The sequence below is a fragment of the Salipaludibacillus daqingensis genome (genome assembly GCF_029891575.1).
GTDB lineage: Bacteria > Bacillota > Bacilli > Bacillales > Salisediminibacteriaceae > Salipaludibacillus > Salipaludibacillus daqingensis.
Genome location: NZ_JARZHF010000012.1, coordinates 72,404 through 90,710, shown reverse-complemented (window position 1 = coordinate 90,710; position 18,307 = coordinate 72,404). Strand labels below are relative to the sequence as shown.

The following is an 18,307-nucleotide window of genomic DNA, read 5'->3' as shown; positions in this document are numbered from 1 at the left end:
TTAGGCCGAAAAAGGCGGTTTACCAATGGATAAAAGCATAAGAAAGTTACATAGTAAAGATTATATATATTTTGAAGCAATGGATACTGGACTTGAAGAGGATTACGTCGGACGAATATTTGAAAAATTGACTTCAGGGAATCACGCTTTGTACGGCATGTTTATAGATAGTCGTATGGTTAGTATGGGAGGGTACTCGATTTTTGCGGGGCGCTACGCAATGTTAGGTCGATTAAGAAGCGACCGTCGTTTTAGGGGGAACAATTTTGCTACGGAATTGATTTCTCATATTATGAATGAAGCGTCACAAGTGAATGGGATTCATTGGGTAGGAGCGAATACGCAGGAGTATAATACTGCAGCCCGTCGTGTTCTAGAAAAACAGAAGTTAAATTGTTATGTAAAATTATATGGAGCAATTACAAACGATGTCTCCAATCTTGAAACAGGAGGAAAGCTGTGGAATCCAATTCTTTCTCTCGATCAAAAAAAAGAGTGGATCAAAGAAGTATATTTAAAGTCACCGTCAGTATTTCCGTATGAATGTTATTACACTTTTCCAACAACAGATGATTTATTTCAAGAGGAAGATATACAGAAATGGTCCTTTTTTGAAAGTGAAGATAAATCTCGCGTCCTTATTACGAAGTACGATCAAAAAAAAGATCATTACTTACATGCTGTCTATCCTTGGAGTGATATATCGACACAACGTGGATTATGGGAAACGATCACGAATGAATATAACAAGTTAGTTAAAAATACAGATGGTGAAACTTACATATGGATGGATTTAACGAAAGAAGAAGTAATCACTTTACCTAATGATCACAAATTTGAAGTGGATTCTCCTTGGATTTTATATGGAATGGATATTAAGAATGAGGCATAAAGAAAGCGACAGTTTATGAATGGTCGCTTTTTTGTACATTTTCCCGTTTTCACATTTTTCGAATAAGATGAAAAAGAACTGGAAATGATGTTGTAAGAAAGCAATTATCTGGAGGAATTTATATGAGAAAATCAGAATCAGCAAAATTAGCGGATAAAATGGTACAGGACATGAAAGATAGAAATGATAAGGCAAGGGAGCAAGCGAAGAAAGCTTTGGATAAATAAGAGAACCGATTAGCTTCGAAGAGATAAAAGCGTCGTAATGAATGATATGAGCTGACAGATTAACTGTCGGCTTTTTTTACGTAAAGATTATGTTTGTCATTTAAAGCTTTTAATGCTTTTTCTCGAGCACGCTTGTTATCAAGCTTATGCTTTAGAATATAGTTATCGGAGAGTTGTTTAGAGTATAGACGATCTTTATCTACTTGCCCCATTGAAAATCTCTCCTTTCTTCTAACTCCCACCGTTCTCATCTGCAAATTTATTTAATAATTCGCAACAAATCCAAAGAACTTCCTGAGTAATGGTTACATTTAACTTGCCAGTTTCTATTTTCATGTTTAATTTGTCTCGATTGGAGTCGTCTAAATGCAATGACATTATCCACTCCGAACCATCTTGCAGTGTCCTTTTCCATGATATGAAATCTGTCAGAATAAAAGGATTAGACTGATTTTTTTTCAAAGATCGAATGTAGGGATTGTTTTCTCTTTCTATTGGGATAAATACGTCGAGCTCTGCATTATTTATACCGTAAGCACCGATAATAGACAGGCCTTTTTCTTCCACTTTGTACAATGTGTAATTTGAACCGAAGTCAATGTTGTCCAAGTTAAATTGATCATTTACGAGTAGATTTAACTTTGATTTTAATTGATATAGAATGTCGATCATAAAATCAGACTTTTCTTTGAAAAAAATTGCCGCTGCTTCTGAACGATCTAATTCCTCTATTAGTATGTTCAGTGCATCATCTTTTTGATTGATGGCATCATATTTCTGTTCGATTACTTCTTTATTTTTCTTTAGTTCAGACTTCAATTTGTCTATATCTTCATTTAACTCCGATTCTAATTGTTCCCTTAAAGTGAGAATAAAGTCTTTCTCCTTCGCCATTGAAATTAATGATAAATACTCTCTTCTATTCCGTTTTTCATAAACACCGAGGTGAAACATCTCACTACTGACGGTACTCATTTCGTTTAAGACCAGGTTTCTTAAAAGAGCGCCTGACAGTAGAATGATTATGCTCGATAGGACAAGAATAGAACTGGCAGGTAGGTTTAATAAGTGATGAAATGCATCTGCCGTGTATGCGATTATCCAACCGGCTGAGATACCTAACCCTGTAAGGAGGCCCTTCACTGTACGTATGTTTCTCCACAGATATACTGCAGTATTATGCAAAACTAACTTAGGTGTTACTTTATCAATTTTTTTTGATGATTCGTGAAGAGCGTTAAGTAAATCATTTAATTCTTTAGAAAGAACAATGAGCTTATGTTTTCTTTTATTATCGATCATCACAGAACCTCCCTTCATTAATCTATTATTACTGTCCTATCATCAGCCATGTAACTTTCGGTAAATTCATGAGTGAGGTTTATCGCTCTAAAGAACATTCTTGAGTTGCAAGAAGATTATTCTCTATGAATAGATTCATTGAACTTTTATAATATTAAAAATCTCAGAATTGCTGATTTAAAAAGTTGTAGATTGAGGTATGGCATAAAGCGAAGTTTATATGTAAGTAAAAGTTTTTTTCTAAAATTGGAATGAGGATAAATTTCTTGTTATAGCAACAAGTGAGGTTTATGAAATCTTTTAAGAATGGTGGTAAACAAAAAAATGACTACTTATATACTATTCTTCAGGATATCAAAACATGCGAATGATTTGGGTTTCACGTCGGGACAGTCGTCACGGAATTTGGAAACGAGTGTCCTGAAACAGACGGAATCGAAAAAATCAGGTGTGATATTTTTAAAAATGTATAGTTAACTTTACAAAAAGTATGGTTTAATTTACAATTGAGGTGTTGATTAGTTAAAAGGGTGGTTTTTATGATAATAAAAAACCGAGTCAAAGAATTAAGAGCGAAGCATCATTTAACGCAAGGTTCTCTTGCAGAATCTGTAAATGTTACGAGGCAAACGATCGTAGCTTTGGAAAAGGGAAGTTATACACCTTCGCTTTTACTGGCCATGAATATTGCAAGAATATTTGATTTGCAAATGGAAGAAATATTTTTTTTGGAGGAGGATAATCAATGAGCATTTATCGGAATGTGTTGATCTCCGTTTTATTACTAGTATTGTTTGGGTGGGCACTGACTTCATTTTATTATGCATCAGTTGATATTTCTAAATATTTTAATGATTCGAGTCGCTCTGTTATGTTTGAACTAAATATTTTACCATTAATCATTCTTATTTTTGTAGGAAGCATCGTTTCCATCATAAGTTTTAGTAAGAAGAAAAATAAATTATGGTCAAAATCTTTGCTATTACCTGATGAATTTGAAGAAAGTGATGAACGAGAAAAGGAAATTACTAGCCGAGCTACTAGGAGGGCATATGTCAGCATGATGTATGCGACTCCTATCATTGCTAGTTTGCTTCTGTTTTATCCGTTTATATCTGAAACGATTCCATACTACCCTATAATTATCTTTTTTTTACTCCCACTAACACAAGTGGTTACTTACATGGTTTCGTGGAATGTTCAATATAATAAATAAGCTGTAACAAATTCACTGTAAATATATAAAAAGCGGCTTTTTATAATGAAGGGAACTCGCGCTTAGGAGTTCCCTCTTCGTTTGTTGTAAATAAGCATTACTTTTATATGAAACAATCCTCATGTTAACTAGATACAGAGGGCTCAAGCACAGATATTGTATTTTCTGTTGTATCAAGATTAACGGTAGCACCTATTGGAATGGCTGCTTTATAAAATCCGTGTCCAGTAGCAAGGTTGACCATCAGCGGTTTTCCTAGAAGGACTAACCAATTATTTATTAAATCTGTGTAAGTTGTTCCATAAGATACGAGACAATTCGTACATTCCCCCATAACAATCCCGATACAATCTTGAAATTTACCTGCCATAGATAGTTGAGTGAAATATCGATAAATCATATTAGTAGGAGCATTGATTTCTTCTAGAAATAGTATTTTTCCAGTGGTTTCAATTTCATATGGTGTACCTAGTGTGTTGACAAGAGACGTCATGTTTCCACCAACGATAGGGGCCGTTACGTTTCCTTGTACTAAACTAGTGAGTGGCATGTTGGGTGGGTTTTGGATGGATCTAGGAGAAATCAATGTAGAAGTAGCTTCGAAAAATTGATTATAATTATATGCAGGTGTATCTAATCTGAAATCAATCAGCATGAGGCTATGAAAGGTAATCAAATTACTAAATTGATACAAAGCATTAAGTAGTACAGTGATGTCACTGTAACCTGAGATTATTTTAGGGTTATTCCTTATGACATCAAAGTCTAAATATGGAAGAAGGGTTTGAACGCCTGTTCCTCCTCTTGTCGTCATAATCATTTTAACATCCGGATTTATGAACATGTTCATGATATCTTCAGCTCTTTGTTCAGCCGGAGCAGCTACAATACCATCAAATGAGTAAACATTTTGTCCAAATACGATATTAAAACCCATTTCACTCAAGTTTTGAGCTCTAGCATTAATCATATTAGCATCGATAGGACTTCCTGGAGTAACTAATCCAATAGAATCTCCTGCTTGCAACAGTGGTGGTCTATTTCCCATTCTATTCCTCCCCATTTATTCACATCATAAATCCGTAAAATACAGTGCCGTTTTATTTATAACTATATGAAAAAAACTATTTTTTATAAGGTGTTTTTAAAAATTTTTTGATTCTTTCCCTCTAATTAATTCCTTTCATAACGACTCGAAGTTTACTCGAGTAGCATTCTCGAGTTCGCCGAGTCAAACCCTTATTGCATTGGAAATATGTTAAAGTAAATGAATATATAGGAAGTTAAAGTGTTTTTAGGAGTGATTTTTTTGAAAAAATATATAAATGATAATTTAGATGAATACAATGATCCTGTTTTATATGATAAGGAAAATGAACCTTTTCAACAGGATATAGCATTAATATTGAAGTGGGCTTCTAGGGTAAAAGGCACAATCATTGATTTAGCATGTGGGACTGGAAGAGCCACCATTCCTTTAGCAAACAAAGGATACAACGTTATAGGTGTTGATTTAGAAAAAAAGATGCTAGATGAAGCAATTAAAAAGTCTTTGAAACAAAATCTATCTATAGATTTTATTCAACAAGACTGCACTCAACTTCATTTAAATATAAAAAGTCATTTCATTTATTCGATAGGAAACTCGTTCCAACACTTTTTAACGAATCATGCCCAGGACAAGTTTTTAGAGTCGGTAAATAAACATTTGGTGATGGGTGGAATATTCATCTTCGGAACAAGGTTTCCTTCGGAGGATGAATTAGTGGAGTCAAGCGAAAACAAATATTGGAGAACTTATGAAGATTCTGAAACAAAATATAAAGTAGAGGTCTATTTAAAAAGTGAGTATGATTCCATTACTCAGCTTCAGCATAATGAAACGACAAGAAGATTTATTAACAATGAAGGGAATATAATCAAGGAATCCAAAACAGAGTTGAGTTTACGGTACGTTTTTCCAAAAGAAATGGAACGCTTACTAAATAGTAGTGGATTTGAGATAGTCCATGTTTATGGAGATTGGAATGAGACACCATTAACTAATGCTAGTAATGAGATGATTTATATTTGCAAAAAAATAGCAAAGTGATTCTACATCTTAGCGAGGGGGTGGAGGTTTATATCAAACGCCAGGATTTGGAGATACAACGGACTTAGATGCGATTAAACAGCATTATCATTTATCGATTTCTGCAAATGATGGGATTATCGTTAAAGCTTTTAAAATGTCGATTTAAAATCAGTATAAAATATAAAAAGTATCAAATCTACACATGGGGATTTTCTTATCTCCATGTTTTTTAATGATTGTTATGAGTTTTCGATAATGGTTGAAGAAATGAATAGGAGTAAAAATCAAAGGAGGATAAATAGCATGTCATTTGGGTAATTATGCTAAAATTGAAACTAGCTTAAAACGTTTCTATAAATTTACTTAGGAAAGGATGAATCATTTGTTTAAAGTAACGATAGATAAAAAGACATACATAGCTTTATTAGAAGAAAGGCATGCTGAAGAATTATATCATTTAATAGATGAAAATCGTTTAAGTTTAGGTGAATGGCTTCATTTTCCTGCGGCAACAACTAAAATCCAAGACACGAGAGAATTTATTGAAAAATCTCTGAATAGATTTGCATCTAATAATGGGTATTGGGCTGGTATTTGGCATAAAGGAAAACTTGCTGGTTCTATTGGATATTTGTATATTGATTTATCGAACAACAAAACAGAAATAGGATATTGGTTAGGGGAGAATTATCAGGGAATAGGTTTAGCAACTCAGGCAAGTAAATTATTAATAGAACACGCATTTAACAATTTACAATTAAATAAAGTAGAAATAAACGTTGCAACGGAAAACTTAAAAAGTAAGGCTTTACCAGAACGGTTAGGATTTAAGAAGGAAGGAGAAATTAGAGATTACGAAAAACTTAACGGCAAGTACTTTAATAGAATTATTTATGGATTGTTAAAAGATGAGTGGCTTAATAAAGAATCATATTAGAATTACGATGGATGTTTTGAGGAGAAGGTAGATATGAAAAAAAGCAGTATGATTAAATTAGCTTTGAGCGTTATTCTTATTGTTACCGGAGTTTTTATATACGATAAAATGAAAAATACAACATATGAAGACGTTATGTCAGAGATGATAGGTGAAGAGGAAACAATAAAGAAAATTAAAATTGATAATATGCGTGCAAATAGTCAATTCAAGACAGAAGATAAGGAACGAATAGAAAAACTAATGTCAGAACCTTTAAATATGGAGATGAAAAAATCCAACGAAATTCCCAAAATTGATTATATGATAGTTATTCATACGGATAATAAAAATGTTTATGATTTAGGTTTAGGTGAAAATGGGGCACATTTAGGTTACTCTGGCAGTTATGAAATAGTCAGTGACAATGAACTTTATCAATTAATTGAAAGCGATGAATTAGGTTGGGAACCGTAATTTCAAGAAAAAAATAGTTAATGTGATAATACGTAAATGATCAAATGAGGGACGTCCCTCATTTGATATTATTTATTTATGCTCTTGAATATCTACTTTACCGTCCGTTTTTATAGCTGCTTTTTCTTTTTTTAACGTGTCCGTTACTTGTTCAACTTCATTTTTTTGACGTTTAGAAACAGAAACGTCATTTATTTTAACTGGCTCCTTATTAATTTCAATCTGTTCTTCTTTTAAAGGAATTCGGAATTCTTCTTCATCGCCAGATTCAATAACCATTTCTTCTCGTCTAACAGGGATGGAGAATGTTTTCTGTTCTTCAATCACATCTTTGCGAATGTCAACTTCGTTTGTTTGGACACGATTTTTACGAACATGTAACTGTTCTTCTTTAAGTTGCATCTTTTTATCATCATCGGATTCTAATGTTTCTTCTCTGGATGATTTTCTGTTCAGTTGAAACGTATAACTCATGCCGCCTACTGCAGCTCCAAGAACTAGCCCTCCTGAGACGGGCACATTCAATATCCATGCAATAATATATCCTATGATGGCTCCTGTAACAACATATTTAACCATTGATATTCCTCCTGAAGTTTTTTATTATTATGTTCCATAATGTTATTAATATGAAAAAAAAGAAGTGACTGAAAAGGTAATCGTTACCTTTAAAGTCACCCCAAGGAAATTCCAACGAGATTTATTCTCTATCTAAGGTTGTATCACCTTTTGTTTTAACATCTGCTTCTCCCTTAACGTCTACATCTGCAACTTCTTTGTGAATGACATCTCGAACTTGTTCTGTTTCTTCCACATCCCGCTTCTCGGCAGAAATTTCCCCTGTGATAACCGTGTGTTTATCGACATCGACTTCTTCTGCTGTAACTGGGATATGAACCGTTTCTTCCTCTGTGATAGGTTCATCTGTTGGTTCGTGATCCACAGATTTTTGTTCAATGACTACTTGATCATGGGATACGGGAACGTTAACGGTTTGCTCTTCTTCCGTAATATCCTTATGAACAGCAACTTCTCCAGTTTCCATGCGATCTTTGTCAATATCCAGTTCTTCTTCACGAAGATCTAAGTGTGCATTCTCCGAAGCGAATTCTGTATCTGTTACTTGAGATGCATCACGTTTTTCTTTTCGCTTATTTTTCTGCGGTTCTTCTTTCTCGTTAAACCAATCGAAAAAGCTCATTGTGAAGGCCTCCTTGAAATGTTTTCAACAGGTGATACATCTTTTATCTTTCCCTAAGGAAGGAAAGATACCCTGAATAAAAAGACCGATTTCAATCGATTCCCCAAAAAGCCGCTTCGCATATAAAACATCAAATAACAAATACTAACCCTGTGCAGATGTTCGTTTTGTATCACTACTCATCATGTTTTTAATCTGCTCTACAAATCCTTTAAATAAGCTGAAATTGTGCTCGTCCGATTTATAGCTAAACTCTGGATGCCATTGAACAGCTAAGATAAATTTTTTATTTCGCATAGAAACCGCTTCAATTAAGTCATCAGGTGCTTTTGCTATCGAAGTTAAATGGGGAGAGAGCGTTTTAATTCCTTGATGGTGATAGCTATTAACTTTCATCACATCTGTTTTTACGATGGAATGCAGTAGACTTTCTTTTTTTATAAAAATGTCGTGAACGGGTTTATCATATGGCGGATGTTGTTTGTGTGCAATCACTTCATCCGACTTACGCTGAGATGGGATATCTTGATAAAGCGTTCCTCCTAAGAGAACATTAAATAATTGGATAGCGCGACAAATACCGAGGACCGGTTTGTCCAATTCCATTAGTCGGTTAAATAGTAATTTCTCCATTTCATCTCTTTCAGTACAAGTTTCTCCACAAAATATTTCTCGTTCTTCTCCATACATTGCTGGATGAACATCTTGACCTCCCGTAAATAGAAAACCATCAAATGATTTGGCAATATCGAAAATATCTTCTTTATTAGTCGTTAGGGGAAGCATCACTGGTATTCCTCCCGTCTCCTCCAACCCTTTCATATAGCCAGGTAACATCCAATAACTATCTTTAGCTGCATCGTACAATGGTAAGACTCCGATCATAGGCTTTGTCATTATTCCCCTCCAAAAATATGTCTAGGTATCGTTCATTATTCATTTATTCTAATCAAATACAATAATCATTCCTATATTATTGTAAAAAACAAAGGAGGTCCTTTCTCAGATGTTGAATAAGTTAAAAGGATTCTTACAGTTATATTACTTTTACTTGGTCAGATGTTCAGAAAAAGGAGAAATGAATGGTACATAAAATGAGGTTATGAAGAATATTTTGATGCAGTCAAACAAGGAAAAAAAGCAGTTGAGATCCGTTTAAATGATGAAAAGAGAAGAAAAATTAAGGTAGGTGATAGGATTGAATTTCAAAAATTATCATCCCAAAAAGATACGATTATTGTTGAAGTGATCAACCTTAGAAAGTACAAAAATTTTAAGCAAATGTATGAAGACATTCCATTTCAAGAATTAAATTGTGAAGGAAAACCAATGGATGAGATGTTGGAAACCATTTATGAGATCTATTCACCTGAAAAAGAAAACCAATGTGGGACATTAGCAATAACAATAAGCTTATGCTGTTAAAATGGAATGGAGAAGGGTAGAATTCCTATGCAACAATTCATTGTCATACGAATTAGTTTTTGTTATCTAAAAATCAGAAAGAACGAGTAAAGAAAGAGTAGCTGTGAAACGTCAGCCACCCTTTCTGTTGTTAATTCAGATCTTCCGATAACACGGTAAGAGAGTTTATGTCATCCCATCCATAGGCGTATTCTACTAATTCTTTCCCACCTACCGTTGTTTTCTTTTCATATACTTGTTGTCCGGCAAGGTGTTTGAAAAATGAACATGAGTCAAGATTTCCAAACGTCCATAATGCCATAGAAGAAAAGTGGACGGATGCAAGGTGCTCTGCTACACTTTCGAATAGTTTTTTACCAAGACCTTGCCCTTGATAATCGGGGTGGACATACAACCCATAAATTTCCCCTGTGTATTTAATCCGTAACCGAGCATCTCTCATCGTCCCACCTAATGCAAATCCTACGATTTCATTGTTTTGATCTTCTGCTACATACGTCATCGTTCCGCCATTTATCGATTTTTGAAGATCTTTTTGCCATCTTTTTTCACGGTCTATATAAGTAAACTTTTCTAGAGTGTTAGAAGGTAAAGTCTCGGAGTATGCTGAATGAAGACAGTCAACATGGACGTGGGCAATACCTTTCCAATCATCTAGTTTTGCTTGTCGAATAATCAAATTGTAACCTCTCCTCTCAATCGATTTATAGTGTTGAGTTTATCAATAAATGAGCCAAAAGTATATTTATAAAATCGACACAATGACAATTAGAAAGAGAATTTTAAATATGGTGAACTTTACTAAATAGTAGTTCACTACAAGATAGAAAATTATAGTCTAGACTGATTTTATGGATCAATAAACTATTCACTTTTCAGAAATGTCATATGTTTCATAAATATTAGTTGAAAATCGGAAGAGCGGAAACTATTTGAGTTGGTTGAATATACTATTTCATGATTCCTATTAAAAAGACTTATATACACTTTTTAAAAGGGGAAAATAAAAGAATGGAGAGATATGATGGATCCAAGTGTGATTAAGCAACTTTCATTTGTTCGTCAGCTTACGACGAATGCTGTAAAGGGACTGTCAGAAAAAGAATTGGATAACGTTCCAGAAAATTTTAACAACAATGTGAGGTGGAACCTAGGGCATATTTACGTTATCCAAGAGAAGTTAGCTTTTCATGCTGCTAACGAAGCGATGCAACTACCAGAAAACTTTGAACGGTTATTTGCAAGAGGTACGAAACCTAATGATTGGAACGAGGAGCATCCAAGTATTGATAAATTGCTTGAAATGCTTACAGAGCAACCAAATCGGATTCAAAAAGAATTAGGAAATCGCATAGATGAAAAAGTAAACGAACCGTATACAACAAGTAGCGGATTAACGTTAATGACGATCGGAGAATTTTTAAGCTTCTCCCTTTACCACGAGGGTCTGCACTTTAATACTATTAAACTTCTGAAGCGATTTTCAAGTAACCATTTGTAGACAGGTGATAAGACAAATATGTGTTATATGAGTAGTACATTTCTTCATACAGTAATTTGGTTTTATACGAGAGAGAACAAATAGTAGAAGTAAAAGGGGCTTTCACGATGTTTTTAATTGTAGTTGAGTTAACTACTCTAGTCGTAGTTTTCATGGCACTAATTACTGTTTTTATTCATAAAAAAACCATCTATGGTTTAGAATAGATGGTTGAGAAAATTTCACGTTTAAAGTTAAAATTGGCGGGACCGTGTGGGAATCGAACCCACCGGAGACGGCACGCGCCTCCCTGAAGGTTTTGAAGACCTCGGCAAGCACCAGCTACACATCCGGCCCCTTAGTTTTAAGAACATAGTTAATTATAATCGTGAAATAACATCTTCGCAACCTTTTTTACTAAAATGAATCCCCCTTAAACGTTTATGGCTAAAAACATGATTAATAGTTCTTCGGTTTAAAGGACTTCATTATATTTTTACGATCAGAAAAAGTGTCTGCAAAGATTTCACTTCATTGGTATGGTAAAATAAATGAAGAATTCGTTGAATTTAAAGGGAAATCATTGGAGGGGTCATGATGTCGAAACGATTTTATACGATTGGTATGGCGGGGCATATCGACCACGGCAAAACAACGTTAACAAAAGCATTAACAAACATAGATACAGATCGTTTAAAAGAAGAAAAGGAACGATCGATATCCATTGAATTAGGGTACGCACCATTGAAATTGGACGATGACTCGCAAGTATCGGTCATTGATGTGCCTGGGCATGAGAAATTTATTAGACAAATGATTGCAGGAGTAGCAGGAATTGACCTAGTGATTCTCGTTGTTGCAGCGGATGAAGGGGTCATGCCACAAACAGTGGAGCACTTGGATATCTTAAACTTGTTAGGGATTCACCAAGGGCTCATTGTTGTCACAAAAATGGATCAAGTGGAAGAGGATATGATTGAACTGATAGAAGCGGATATTTCTGATCAAGTGGAAGGGACGTTTTTTGAAGGATCTGAATTACTTTTTGTTGATAGCCTTTCACAAAAAGGGATTCCAGAGTTGCGCGAGGAGATCAAGCGCCGATTGTCTACGATCCCAATGAAAAATTCCAAAGGAGCGTTTCGTCTGCCCATTGACCAAGTATTTACAGTTCATGGCCAAGGGACGGTCGTCCGTGGAACCGTTTATGAAGGGGAAGTGCATGAAGGAGATACGTTGGAAATTCTTCCGCAAAAAAAGAAAGTCCGTGCAAGGCAACTTCAAGTGCATCATGAAGCCCAAAAATCAGGGAGAGCAGGGCAAAGGGTTGCTATCAACTTAGGTGGCGTGTCCAAACATGAACTAAGTCGCGGTGATGTTCTTGTGTCAACTCAACATTATAGTACAACGAATACAATCGATATTTCGTTAGACACGGTTGATCAATTGAAATACCCGGTGAAACAAAGAGGTTATATTAAATTACATATTGGCACTGCGGAAGTTTACGGGAAAATTGTCTTTTTCGATCGAAATGAATTAACAGATGATAAAAACGTTCTCTGTCAGCTTCGTCTTGATGATCCAGTTGTGACAAAGCGTGGGGATCGATTTATTTTGCGCCGGCCTTCACCAATGGAGACGATAGGCGGTGGAATTGTCATTGATCCACAAGGAGATCGTTATAAATTCGGGGAAGAAACGATTGAAAAATTGGAGCGAAAAAAAGAAGGATCTCCAACGGAAAGACTGATGGACTTATTAAAATTAAAGAAATCATTATCGAAAAAAGAAGCGTGTGCAGAGTTGTCGTTATCCGATGAAGAGTTTACAGAGTTTGTTGCCCCTCTTTTAGAAGAGGAAACATTATTACGTTTCGGCGAGAACTATGTTTTAGCGATGACTTACGAAGAAATGTTAGAAATCATCGAAGAAGAATTGCTCACATATCACAAGGAATATCCCCTTCGAGATGGAATGGAATTAGCACAATTAAAGCAAGACTTAGCCTCTTATGGAAAAGAAGTGGCATCTTCTGTCATCGATAAAGGCATCCGTGATAAGCAATTTAAGAAAAGCGGTTCTGCAGTTGCTTCCGTGACATTTGAACCTGGATATCCAAAGCAATGGGAAAAGCGAATGAAGCAAGTGGAAGAGACGTTAATGAAACAAGGATTAGAGGTTGAACCTATAGCAATGATTGTGGAAAGAGCCGGACTTCCTGAACAATGGGCACAAGAGTTAAAGCATTTTCTTATCCGACAAAAACGAGTGATGGAAATGGATGAGAAACACTTACTATCTGTTTCATCGTTTAGGCAAGCAATGAATGATTTATATGAACAAACAGAAGACCGATTCACATTACAAGACGCGAAACAGGTCCTTGGTCTAACTCGGAAATATTTAGTTCCGATGATGGAGAAAATTGATCAATCAGGTTTTACGAAACGAGAAGATAATGAGCGGGTGTGGCTTAAGAAGCCGGAGTATTAAGAGAATAATAGTTGACGAAAACTGAAATAAAAGGCTATGTTAAAGTATTTTGACTTTTCAAATTCAACACAGAATACTAGCAGAACCAAACTGGGACGGAAATTAATTTCCGTCCCAGTTTGTGTTACAGATGGTTTTTACTGCTTGAATAACTGGATCATTTTCATTGTTCCGATGATAAATGAGAGAGAAGGTTCTTGTGGAGTCAAACATATGAACAACCTGTACTCTTTTTTCTTCGATCGCCTTTGATCCAGATAATTGAGAAATGATTGATATGCCTAATCCGTTTTCTACAAAAGCAATAACCGCTTCCGTATCTTGTACCGTTGCGATGCTGTTCATCTCATTTATTGAAATTTTTTCTCTTTTTAATAATTTCTCTACTTCATGTTGCGTTCCGCTTGTTTTTTCCCGTGAAATAAACGGTTTTTTTACGATAGATTCCATGTCAGATTCTATATTCCACTCAGGAGAAGCAATCAAGACGAAACGATCGGTATAAACGGGGTGTGAAACGAATGAATGATCAACTTTATCCGTGCCTACAATCGCTAAGTCACAATCGCCGTCGTAAACTTTTTTAATCATTTGCATCGTATCTGCTACTTGAATATGAAAGCGAAGGGACGGATGTTTTTGTGTCACCGATGCTAATAAACGAGGTATTAAATGCGTACTAGCTACGGTGCTAGCCCCCAACTTCAATAATCCAGCAATTTGGTGATCAGCTAATTTCACTTCTGTCTGCATATTTTCAATAGACTGAACGATTTCTCGGCCTTTTGTAAGAACAATTTCACCGGTTTTGGTTAACGTGAAACGTTCGCGATCTAGCAAGGCCGTACCCATTTCTTTTTCGAATAACTTCAGTTGTTGACTTACTGCAGGTTGTGTCATGTTTAGTTTTTGTGCTGTTTTAGAAAAACTTTTCGTTTCTATTAACGTAATAAACGTTTCCAACCGTTTGACGTTCATTGAATTGACTCCTCCTGTCCATCCAAAATCGAAAGAAAAAGGTCGCAAACGTGCGACCTTTTGTCTTTCTATTTCGAAACATAAATGTCTTTCTCTTTTTTCTCTGTAACATCACCTATGACAACAGCGGCAAAGGGTGCTTTTTCGTTCATTTCATTAATGTACCCATCGACTTCTTCTGCTGGAAGACTAATTAATAATCCGCCACTCGTAATCGAATCGCAAAGAATTAGCTGATCGTGCTTTTTCAAAGATGAATCGTACGTAATGTTTGGGCTTAACCAAGCATGGTTATCTCTAGCGCCACCAGGGATGACACCGCCTTTGGCATGTTTTAATGTTCCATCGATCAATGGAACACTGCCATAGCTAATGTCAAAACTAACGTCGCTGCCACTTGCCATTTCGTAACCATGACCAAGCAAACCAAAGCCCGTTACGTCTGTCACAGCATGAGGATGGTAGCTTTTTAGAACTTCCGCTGCCACTTTATTTAGTGTTGCCATCGTGTTCGTAGAAGCTTCTTCTTCTTGTTCAGAAGCTTTTCCGAATTTAATAGCGGTCGTTAAAATGCCTACACCAAGTGGTTTCGTTAAGACTAATTTGTCACCTGGTTTGGCACCGACATTTTTAAAAATTCTGTCTGGATGGACAATTCCTGTGCAACTTAATCCAAATTTTGGCTCTTGATCATCAATGGAATGGCCTCCAGCAATAACAGCACCTGCTTCTTTCGTTTTATCAGATGCCCCTTTTAAAATTTGAGCTAGAATTTCATGGGAAAGCTTTTTAATTGGAAACCCAACGATATTTAAAACCGTTTTCGGTTCTCCACCCATGGCATAAACATCACTTAGCGCATTGGCCGCTGCAATTTGGCCAAACATATATGGGTCATCTACGATAGGTGTAAAGTAATCGACCGTTTGCACTAATGCAATGTCGTCTGTTAATTGATAGACGCCGCCATCATCTGATGTATCTAATCCAACAAGGAGTCGCTCATCTTCATCTTTAGAAGGTAAATGACGCAAAACTTGCGCCAGGTCATCAGGACCAATTTTGCATCCTCAACCGGCTTTTTTTGTCATTGATGTTAAACGTTTGTTAGAAGAAAATATATTTTTTACCATACTGTAAGCACCTCCTTTACTATCATCCATTATAAACCTTTTCATTGACCTTCGACAAATGATCTTTTAAAATGTAAGTCAACGTACAAAAAATTCACAAAACTTTCACAAAGGAGTTTTTTATAATGAAATTGAACATCACCGTAGAATTTTGCATGCAGTGAAATTATGCGCCTAAAGCTGCGAGTTTCGCAGAAGACGTGTTTGAAGATTTAAGAACGGATATTGAAGAGATGAAATTAATTCCTAGTTCAGGCGGTGTTTTCGAAGTCTCTGTAAATGGGAAGAAAATATTCTCTAAATGGGAGACAGATCGATTCCCTGATCATAAAGAACTGATTAATGAAATCGAATCAATCAAAAATTATGGTTAGAAAGCTTTATAATAGGGATTGACGAGTGGAATATCGATTATATTCAAATCGTTTTTAACATGAAAATGGGGATGGGATGTCTTAAAAGAAATTGCTGAAACTTTTGAGACATCTCTTTTGGTGTTTTCATCTGCTTGCAACTTTTGTATAATAATAAGAGATAATCGTTTTTATTTATGTATCGAAGGGGGAGACCGAAATGTTAAAGAAATTTTTTAAAGGTTTGGGGATTGGTTTAGGAATTGGACTAGCTATTTATGCTGCTGGTTTTGCAAAAGATTACAAAGATCAACAAGAGATTGCACGAGAGCGTGAAACATTTGGCAAAGGTGAATAAAGGTACATATGAAAAAGGTGGTCTCCAAGGACCACCTTTTTCTCGAGTGAATGTGTCTTTCTTCTAGGGTAAAGTCGATGTTTATCTTTTGTTAACACCTCATTACTTTCGTTTTTACTTCCTTTACTGATGTTTCTGCTTTTCTTGCTACGTTAGTAGGCCAAGCGTACCACCCCTCAAGGTTATATCAACGAATCCTGTACAAAAACAATATCATTCACTCGTTGAAGAAGGTTATTGACCTTCCTCACTAATTAGAATGACCAATGCATACAAGTTTTATAAATGGAAATTAATAGAAGTGTCTGAGCGTTAATATACCAATTATCAGAAAGGAGGAAGATGATGGAAACCCTTTTTAGAAAATTGCCTCCTGTTCATGAAATGATGGACTCCGAGGAATTTACGACCATTCACGAACAAGGTCAAATTCCTCTAAAACAATGGAAAGAATGGATAAATGAAGAACTACATAACCTCCGTGAACAACTTAAAATCGATGCTTCGGGATTTGAATCTTATGAAAGAGAAGATTTCACCGAGTACCTATTTGATCAACTCAAAAACCGAACTCGTTCTTATCACCCATTTAACTTAAGAAGAGTCATTAATGGAACAGGAACCGTTCTTCACACAAACTTAGGAAGAGCAAGATTGAGTGAAAAAGCGATGAACCAGGTTTTGCAAACATCTAGATATTATTCTAATTTGGAATATGACATTGATTCAGGTAGTCGAGGATCTCGTCATAGTTTGCTGGAGGATCTTTTGATTAAAGCAACAGGTGCGGAAGCTGCGATGGTTGTTAACAACAATGCAGCTGCTGTGTACTTAGTTTTGCGAGGATTAACGAAAGGGTCGGAAGTTGTAGTTTCAAGAGGGGAACTTGTGGAAATCGGTGGTTCTTTCCGTGTATCTACGATCATGGAAGAGAGTGATGCGACACTTGTGGAAGTCGGAACAACAAATAAAACGCATCCATACGATTATGAAAATGCCATTTCTGATGCAACAAAAATGTTTATGAAAGTGCATACGAGCAATTTCAAAGCCGTTGGGTTTACGTCTGATGTGTCGGTGAAACAACTAAAAGAAATTGCTAGAGACAACAGAAATGATTCGTCTGTCATCGTCTACGAAGACTTAGGAAGTGGGTCGTTATTTCCGTTCATTCATGAAGGAATCGGCGAGGAACCCGTCGTGAAACAATCGATTGCTGATGGTGCTGATATCATTTCGTTTAGTGGGGATAAATTATTAGGAGGTCCTCAAGCAGGCATTATCGTTGGGAAAAAGGAATATATTTCTAAACTTAAAAAACACCAGTTAGCTCGGGTGCTTCGTGTTGATAAAATGACGTTAGCAGCATTAGAGGCAACGTTACACGATTATGTTTATGAACCGGAAAAGGTAAAGCAAATTCCTGCCGTTCGAGATATTTTGAAAACTAAAGATGACATTTCTCTTGAAGTGGATCATTTCATACAGAAAATGGCTGTCCAGTTTAAAACGTTATCCATTCGTAAAGAAGAAGATGTTTCAAAAGTAGGCGGTGGAACGATGCCTATCGAAGAGTTGCCGACATACGGAGTAGCGGTTGAAAAAGAACATTTGAGTGTCAATCGTTGTGAAGCATTTCTCAGAACAGGGAATATTCCATTGATCACAAGAATTAAAGAGAATCGTTTATTTATTGATTTTCGGACGGTATCGTCGGACGAATTAACAGATGTAGAAGATCAATTGATATCATTAGATCAACATGATGGAGAAGGGTAA

General features: G+C 35.8%; 19 protein-coding genes, 1 tRNA gene and 2 pseudogenes. 12 read left to right on the top strand and 10 right to left on the bottom strand.

The window, feature by feature from the left end; genetic code table 11:
• Positions 1–25: 25 nt before the first annotated feature.
• Positions 26–892 (top strand): GNAT family N-acetyltransferase, encoded by an 867-nt coding sequence (locus QDN89_RS19975; protein WP_280771940.1) that lies wholly within the window; start codon positions 26–28, stop codon positions 890–892.
• A gap of 286 nt (positions 893–1,178) precedes the next feature.
• On the opposite strand, the gene QDN89_RS19970 is transcribed toward QDN89_RS19975, so the two are convergent.
• Positions 1,179–1,331: a hypothetical protein gene (locus QDN89_RS19970; RefSeq protein ID WP_280771939.1), complete on the bottom strand. Its 153-nt coding sequence runs from the start codon at positions 1,329–1,331 to the stop codon at positions 1,179–1,181.
• A 19-nt stretch (positions 1,332–1,350) separates the two neighbouring features.
• Complete coding sequence (locus tag QDN89_RS19965; protein WP_280771938.1) at positions 1,351–2,421, bottom strand: MotE family protein; 1,071 nt, start codon at positions 2,419–2,421, stop codon at positions 1,351–1,353.
• A gap of 539 nt (positions 2,422–2,960) precedes the next feature.
• Here QDN89_RS19965 and QDN89_RS19960 point away from each other — a divergent pair.
• Positions 2,961–3,170, top strand: coding sequence for a helix-turn-helix transcriptional regulator (locus QDN89_RS19960; RefSeq protein ID WP_280771937.1), 210 nt, complete (start codon positions 2,961–2,963; stop codon positions 3,168–3,170).
• Positions 3,167–3,637, top strand: coding sequence for a hypothetical protein (locus tag QDN89_RS19955; protein WP_280771936.1), 471 nt, complete (start codon positions 3,167–3,169; stop codon positions 3,635–3,637). The genes QDN89_RS19960 and QDN89_RS19955 overlap by 4 nt, the downstream gene beginning before the upstream one ends.
• A gap of 124 nt (positions 3,638–3,761) precedes the next feature.
• Here QDN89_RS19955 and QDN89_RS19950 read toward each other — a convergent pair whose 3' ends face one another.
• Positions 3,762–4,685 (bottom strand): S66 peptidase family protein, encoded by a 924-nt coding sequence (locus QDN89_RS19950; RefSeq protein WP_280771935.1) that lies wholly within the window; start codon positions 4,683–4,685, stop codon positions 3,762–3,764.
• A gap of 261 nt (positions 4,686–4,946) precedes the next feature.
• On the opposite strand from QDN89_RS19950, the gene QDN89_RS19945 reads away from it, so the two are divergent.
• From QDN89_RS19945 to QDN89_RS19930, 3 genes are all read left to right on the top strand, one after another.
• On the top strand, positions 4,947–5,729 hold the full coding sequence (locus tag QDN89_RS19945) for a class I SAM-dependent methyltransferase (RefSeq protein WP_280771934.1): 783 nt from the start codon (positions 4,947–4,949) through the stop codon (positions 5,727–5,729).
• Between the two features lie 364 nt (positions 5,730–6,093).
• A complete protein-coding gene (locus QDN89_RS19935; protein ID WP_280771933.1) occupies positions 6,094–6,648 on the top strand; it encodes a GNAT family N-acetyltransferase in 555 nt (184 codons plus the stop codon).
• Positions 6,649–6,681: 33 nt separating this feature from the next.
• On the top strand, positions 6,682–7,104 hold the full coding sequence (locus tag QDN89_RS19930) for a hypothetical protein (protein WP_280771932.1): 423 nt from the start codon (positions 6,682–6,684) through the stop codon (positions 7,102–7,104).
• A gap of 72 nt (positions 7,105–7,176) precedes the next feature.
• Here the strand turns inward: QDN89_RS19930 and QDN89_RS19925 are convergent, their stop codons facing one another.
• The 3 genes from QDN89_RS19925 to QDN89_RS19915 all read right to left on the bottom strand — a co-directional run bounded on the left by QDN89_RS19925 (position 7,177) and on the right by QDN89_RS19915 (position 9,202).
• A complete protein-coding gene (locus tag QDN89_RS19925) occupies positions 7,177–7,683 on the bottom strand; it encodes a YsnF/AvaK domain-containing protein (protein WP_280771931.1) in 507 nt (168 codons plus the stop codon).
• Between the two features lie 121 nt (positions 7,684–7,804).
• Entirely contained in the window at positions 7,805–8,305 is a 501-nt protein-coding gene (locus tag QDN89_RS19920) for a YsnF/AvaK domain-containing protein (RefSeq protein WP_280771930.1), read from the bottom strand.
• Positions 8,306–8,449: 144 nt separating this feature from the next.
• Positions 8,450–9,202 (bottom strand): gamma-glutamyl-gamma-aminobutyrate hydrolase family protein, encoded by a 753-nt coding sequence (locus QDN89_RS19915; RefSeq protein WP_280771929.1) that lies wholly within the window; start codon positions 9,200–9,202, stop codon positions 8,450–8,452.
• A 219-nt stretch (positions 9,203–9,421) separates the two neighbouring features.
• Between QDN89_RS19915 and QDN89_RS22030 the strand changes: the two are divergent.
• Positions 9,422–9,730 (top strand): annotated as a pseudogene (locus QDN89_RS22030) (ASCH domain-containing protein); the annotation flags it as partial.
• Between the two features lie 130 nt (positions 9,731–9,860).
• Here QDN89_RS22030 and QDN89_RS19910 read toward each other — a convergent pair.
• Positions 9,861–10,409: a GNAT family N-acetyltransferase gene (locus QDN89_RS19910; RefSeq protein ID WP_280771928.1), complete on the bottom strand. Its 549-nt coding sequence runs from the start codon at positions 10,407–10,409 to the stop codon at positions 9,861–9,863.
• Between the two features lie 345 nt (positions 10,410–10,754).
• Here QDN89_RS19910 and QDN89_RS19905 point away from each other — a divergent pair, with 345 nt between their 5' ends.
• A complete protein-coding gene (locus QDN89_RS19905; protein ID WP_280771927.1) occupies positions 10,755–11,231 on the top strand; it encodes a DinB family protein in 477 nt (158 codons plus the stop codon).
• 240 nt (positions 11,232–11,471) lie between these two features.
• Here QDN89_RS19905 and QDN89_RS19900 read toward each other — a convergent pair.
• A tRNA-Sec gene (locus QDN89_RS19900) sits at positions 11,472–11,568 on the bottom strand.
• A gap of 239 nt (positions 11,569–11,807) precedes the next feature.
• Between QDN89_RS19900 and selB the strand changes: the two genes are divergently transcribed.
• A complete protein-coding gene (gene selB, locus QDN89_RS19895; protein ID WP_280771926.1) occupies positions 11,808–13,706 on the top strand; it encodes a selenocysteine-specific translation elongation factor in 1,899 nt (632 codons plus the stop codon).
• Positions 13,707–13,808: 102 nt separating this feature from the next.
• On the opposite strand, the gene QDN89_RS19890 is transcribed toward selB, so the two are convergent.
• Together QDN89_RS19890 and selD are read right to left on the bottom strand one after the other, a co-directional pair.
• Positions 13,809–14,684 carry a selenium metabolism-associated LysR family transcriptional regulator gene (locus QDN89_RS19890; RefSeq protein WP_280771925.1) on the bottom strand — a complete coding sequence of 292 codons (876 nt, stop codon included), beginning with the start codon at positions 14,682–14,684 and terminating at the stop codon, positions 13,809–13,811.
• Positions 14,685–14,752: 68 nt separating this feature from the next.
• Positions 14,753–15,775, bottom strand: a complete 1,023-nt coding sequence (selD, locus tag QDN89_RS19885) for a selenide, water dikinase SelD (protein WP_425335431.1) — start codon at positions 15,773–15,775, stop codon at positions 14,753–14,755.
• A 218-nt stretch (positions 15,776–15,993) separates the two neighbouring features.
• Between selD and QDN89_RS19880 the strand changes: the two are divergent.
• The 3 genes and pseudogenes from QDN89_RS19880 to selA form a co-directional block, all read left to right on the top strand.
• A pseudogene (locus QDN89_RS19880) lies at positions 15,994–16,191 on the top strand (Rdx family protein); the annotation flags it as partial.
• A 199-nt stretch (positions 16,192–16,390) separates the two neighbouring features.
• Positions 16,391–16,528 carry a hypothetical protein gene (locus QDN89_RS19875; protein ID WP_280771923.1) on the top strand — a complete coding sequence of 46 codons (138 nt, stop codon included), beginning with the start codon at positions 16,391–16,393 and terminating at the stop codon, positions 16,526–16,528.
• Between the two features lie 345 nt (positions 16,529–16,873).
• Complete coding sequence (gene selA / locus QDN89_RS19870; RefSeq protein ID WP_280771922.1) at positions 16,874–18,307, top strand: L-seryl-tRNA(Sec) selenium transferase; 1,434 nt, start codon at positions 16,874–16,876, stop codon at positions 18,305–18,307.

Coding starts and splice junctions, on each gene's coding strand:
- QDN89_RS19890 (WP_280771925.1), bottom strand. CDS start 14,684: ATGAACGTCAAACGGTTGGAAACGTTTATTACGTTAATAGAAACGAAA.
- QDN89_RS19970 (WP_280771939.1), bottom strand. CDS start 1,331: ATGGGGCAAGTAGATAAAGATCGTCTATACTCTAAACAACTCTCCGAT.
- QDN89_RS19920 (WP_280771930.1), bottom strand. CDS start 8,305: ATGAGCTTTTTCGATTGGTTTAACGAGAAAGAAGAACCGCAGAAAAAT.
- QDN89_RS19875 (WP_280771923.1), top strand. CDS start 16,391: ATGTTAAAGAAATTTTTTAAAGGTTTGGGGATTGGTTTAGGAATTGGA.
- QDN89_RS19955 (WP_280771936.1), top strand. CDS start 3,167: ATGAGCATTTATCGGAATGTGTTGATCTCCGTTTTATTACTAGTATTG.
- QDN89_RS19965 (WP_280771938.1), bottom strand. CDS start 2,421: ATGATCGATAATAAAAGAAAACATAAGCTCATTGTTCTTTCTAAAGAA.
- QDN89_RS19915 (WP_280771929.1), bottom strand. CDS start 9,202: ATGACAAAGCCTATGATCGGAGTCTTACCATTGTACGATGCAGCTAAA.
- selB (WP_280771926.1), top strand. CDS start 11,808: ATGTCGAAACGATTTTATACGATTGGTATGGCGGGGCATATCGACCAC.
- QDN89_RS19930 (WP_280771932.1), top strand. CDS start 6,682: ATGAAAAAAAGCAGTATGATTAAATTAGCTTTGAGCGTTATTCTTATT.
- QDN89_RS19950 (WP_280771935.1), bottom strand. CDS start 4,685: ATGGGAAATAGACCACCACTGTTGCAAGCAGGAGATTCTATTGGATTA.
- QDN89_RS19975 (WP_280771940.1), top strand. CDS start 26: ATGGATAAAAGCATAAGAAAGTTACATAGTAAAGATTATATATATTTT.
- QDN89_RS19905 (WP_280771927.1), top strand. CDS start 10,755: ATGGATCCAAGTGTGATTAAGCAACTTTCATTTGTTCGTCAGCTTACG.
- QDN89_RS19960 (WP_280771937.1), top strand. CDS start 2,961: ATGATAATAAAAAACCGAGTCAAAGAATTAAGAGCGAAGCATCATTTA.
- QDN89_RS19925 (WP_280771931.1), bottom strand. CDS start 7,683: ATGGTTAAATATGTTGTTACAGGAGCCATCATAGGATATATTATTGCA.
- selA (WP_280771922.1), top strand. CDS start 16,874: ATGGAAACCCTTTTTAGAAAATTGCCTCCTGTTCATGAAATGATGGAC.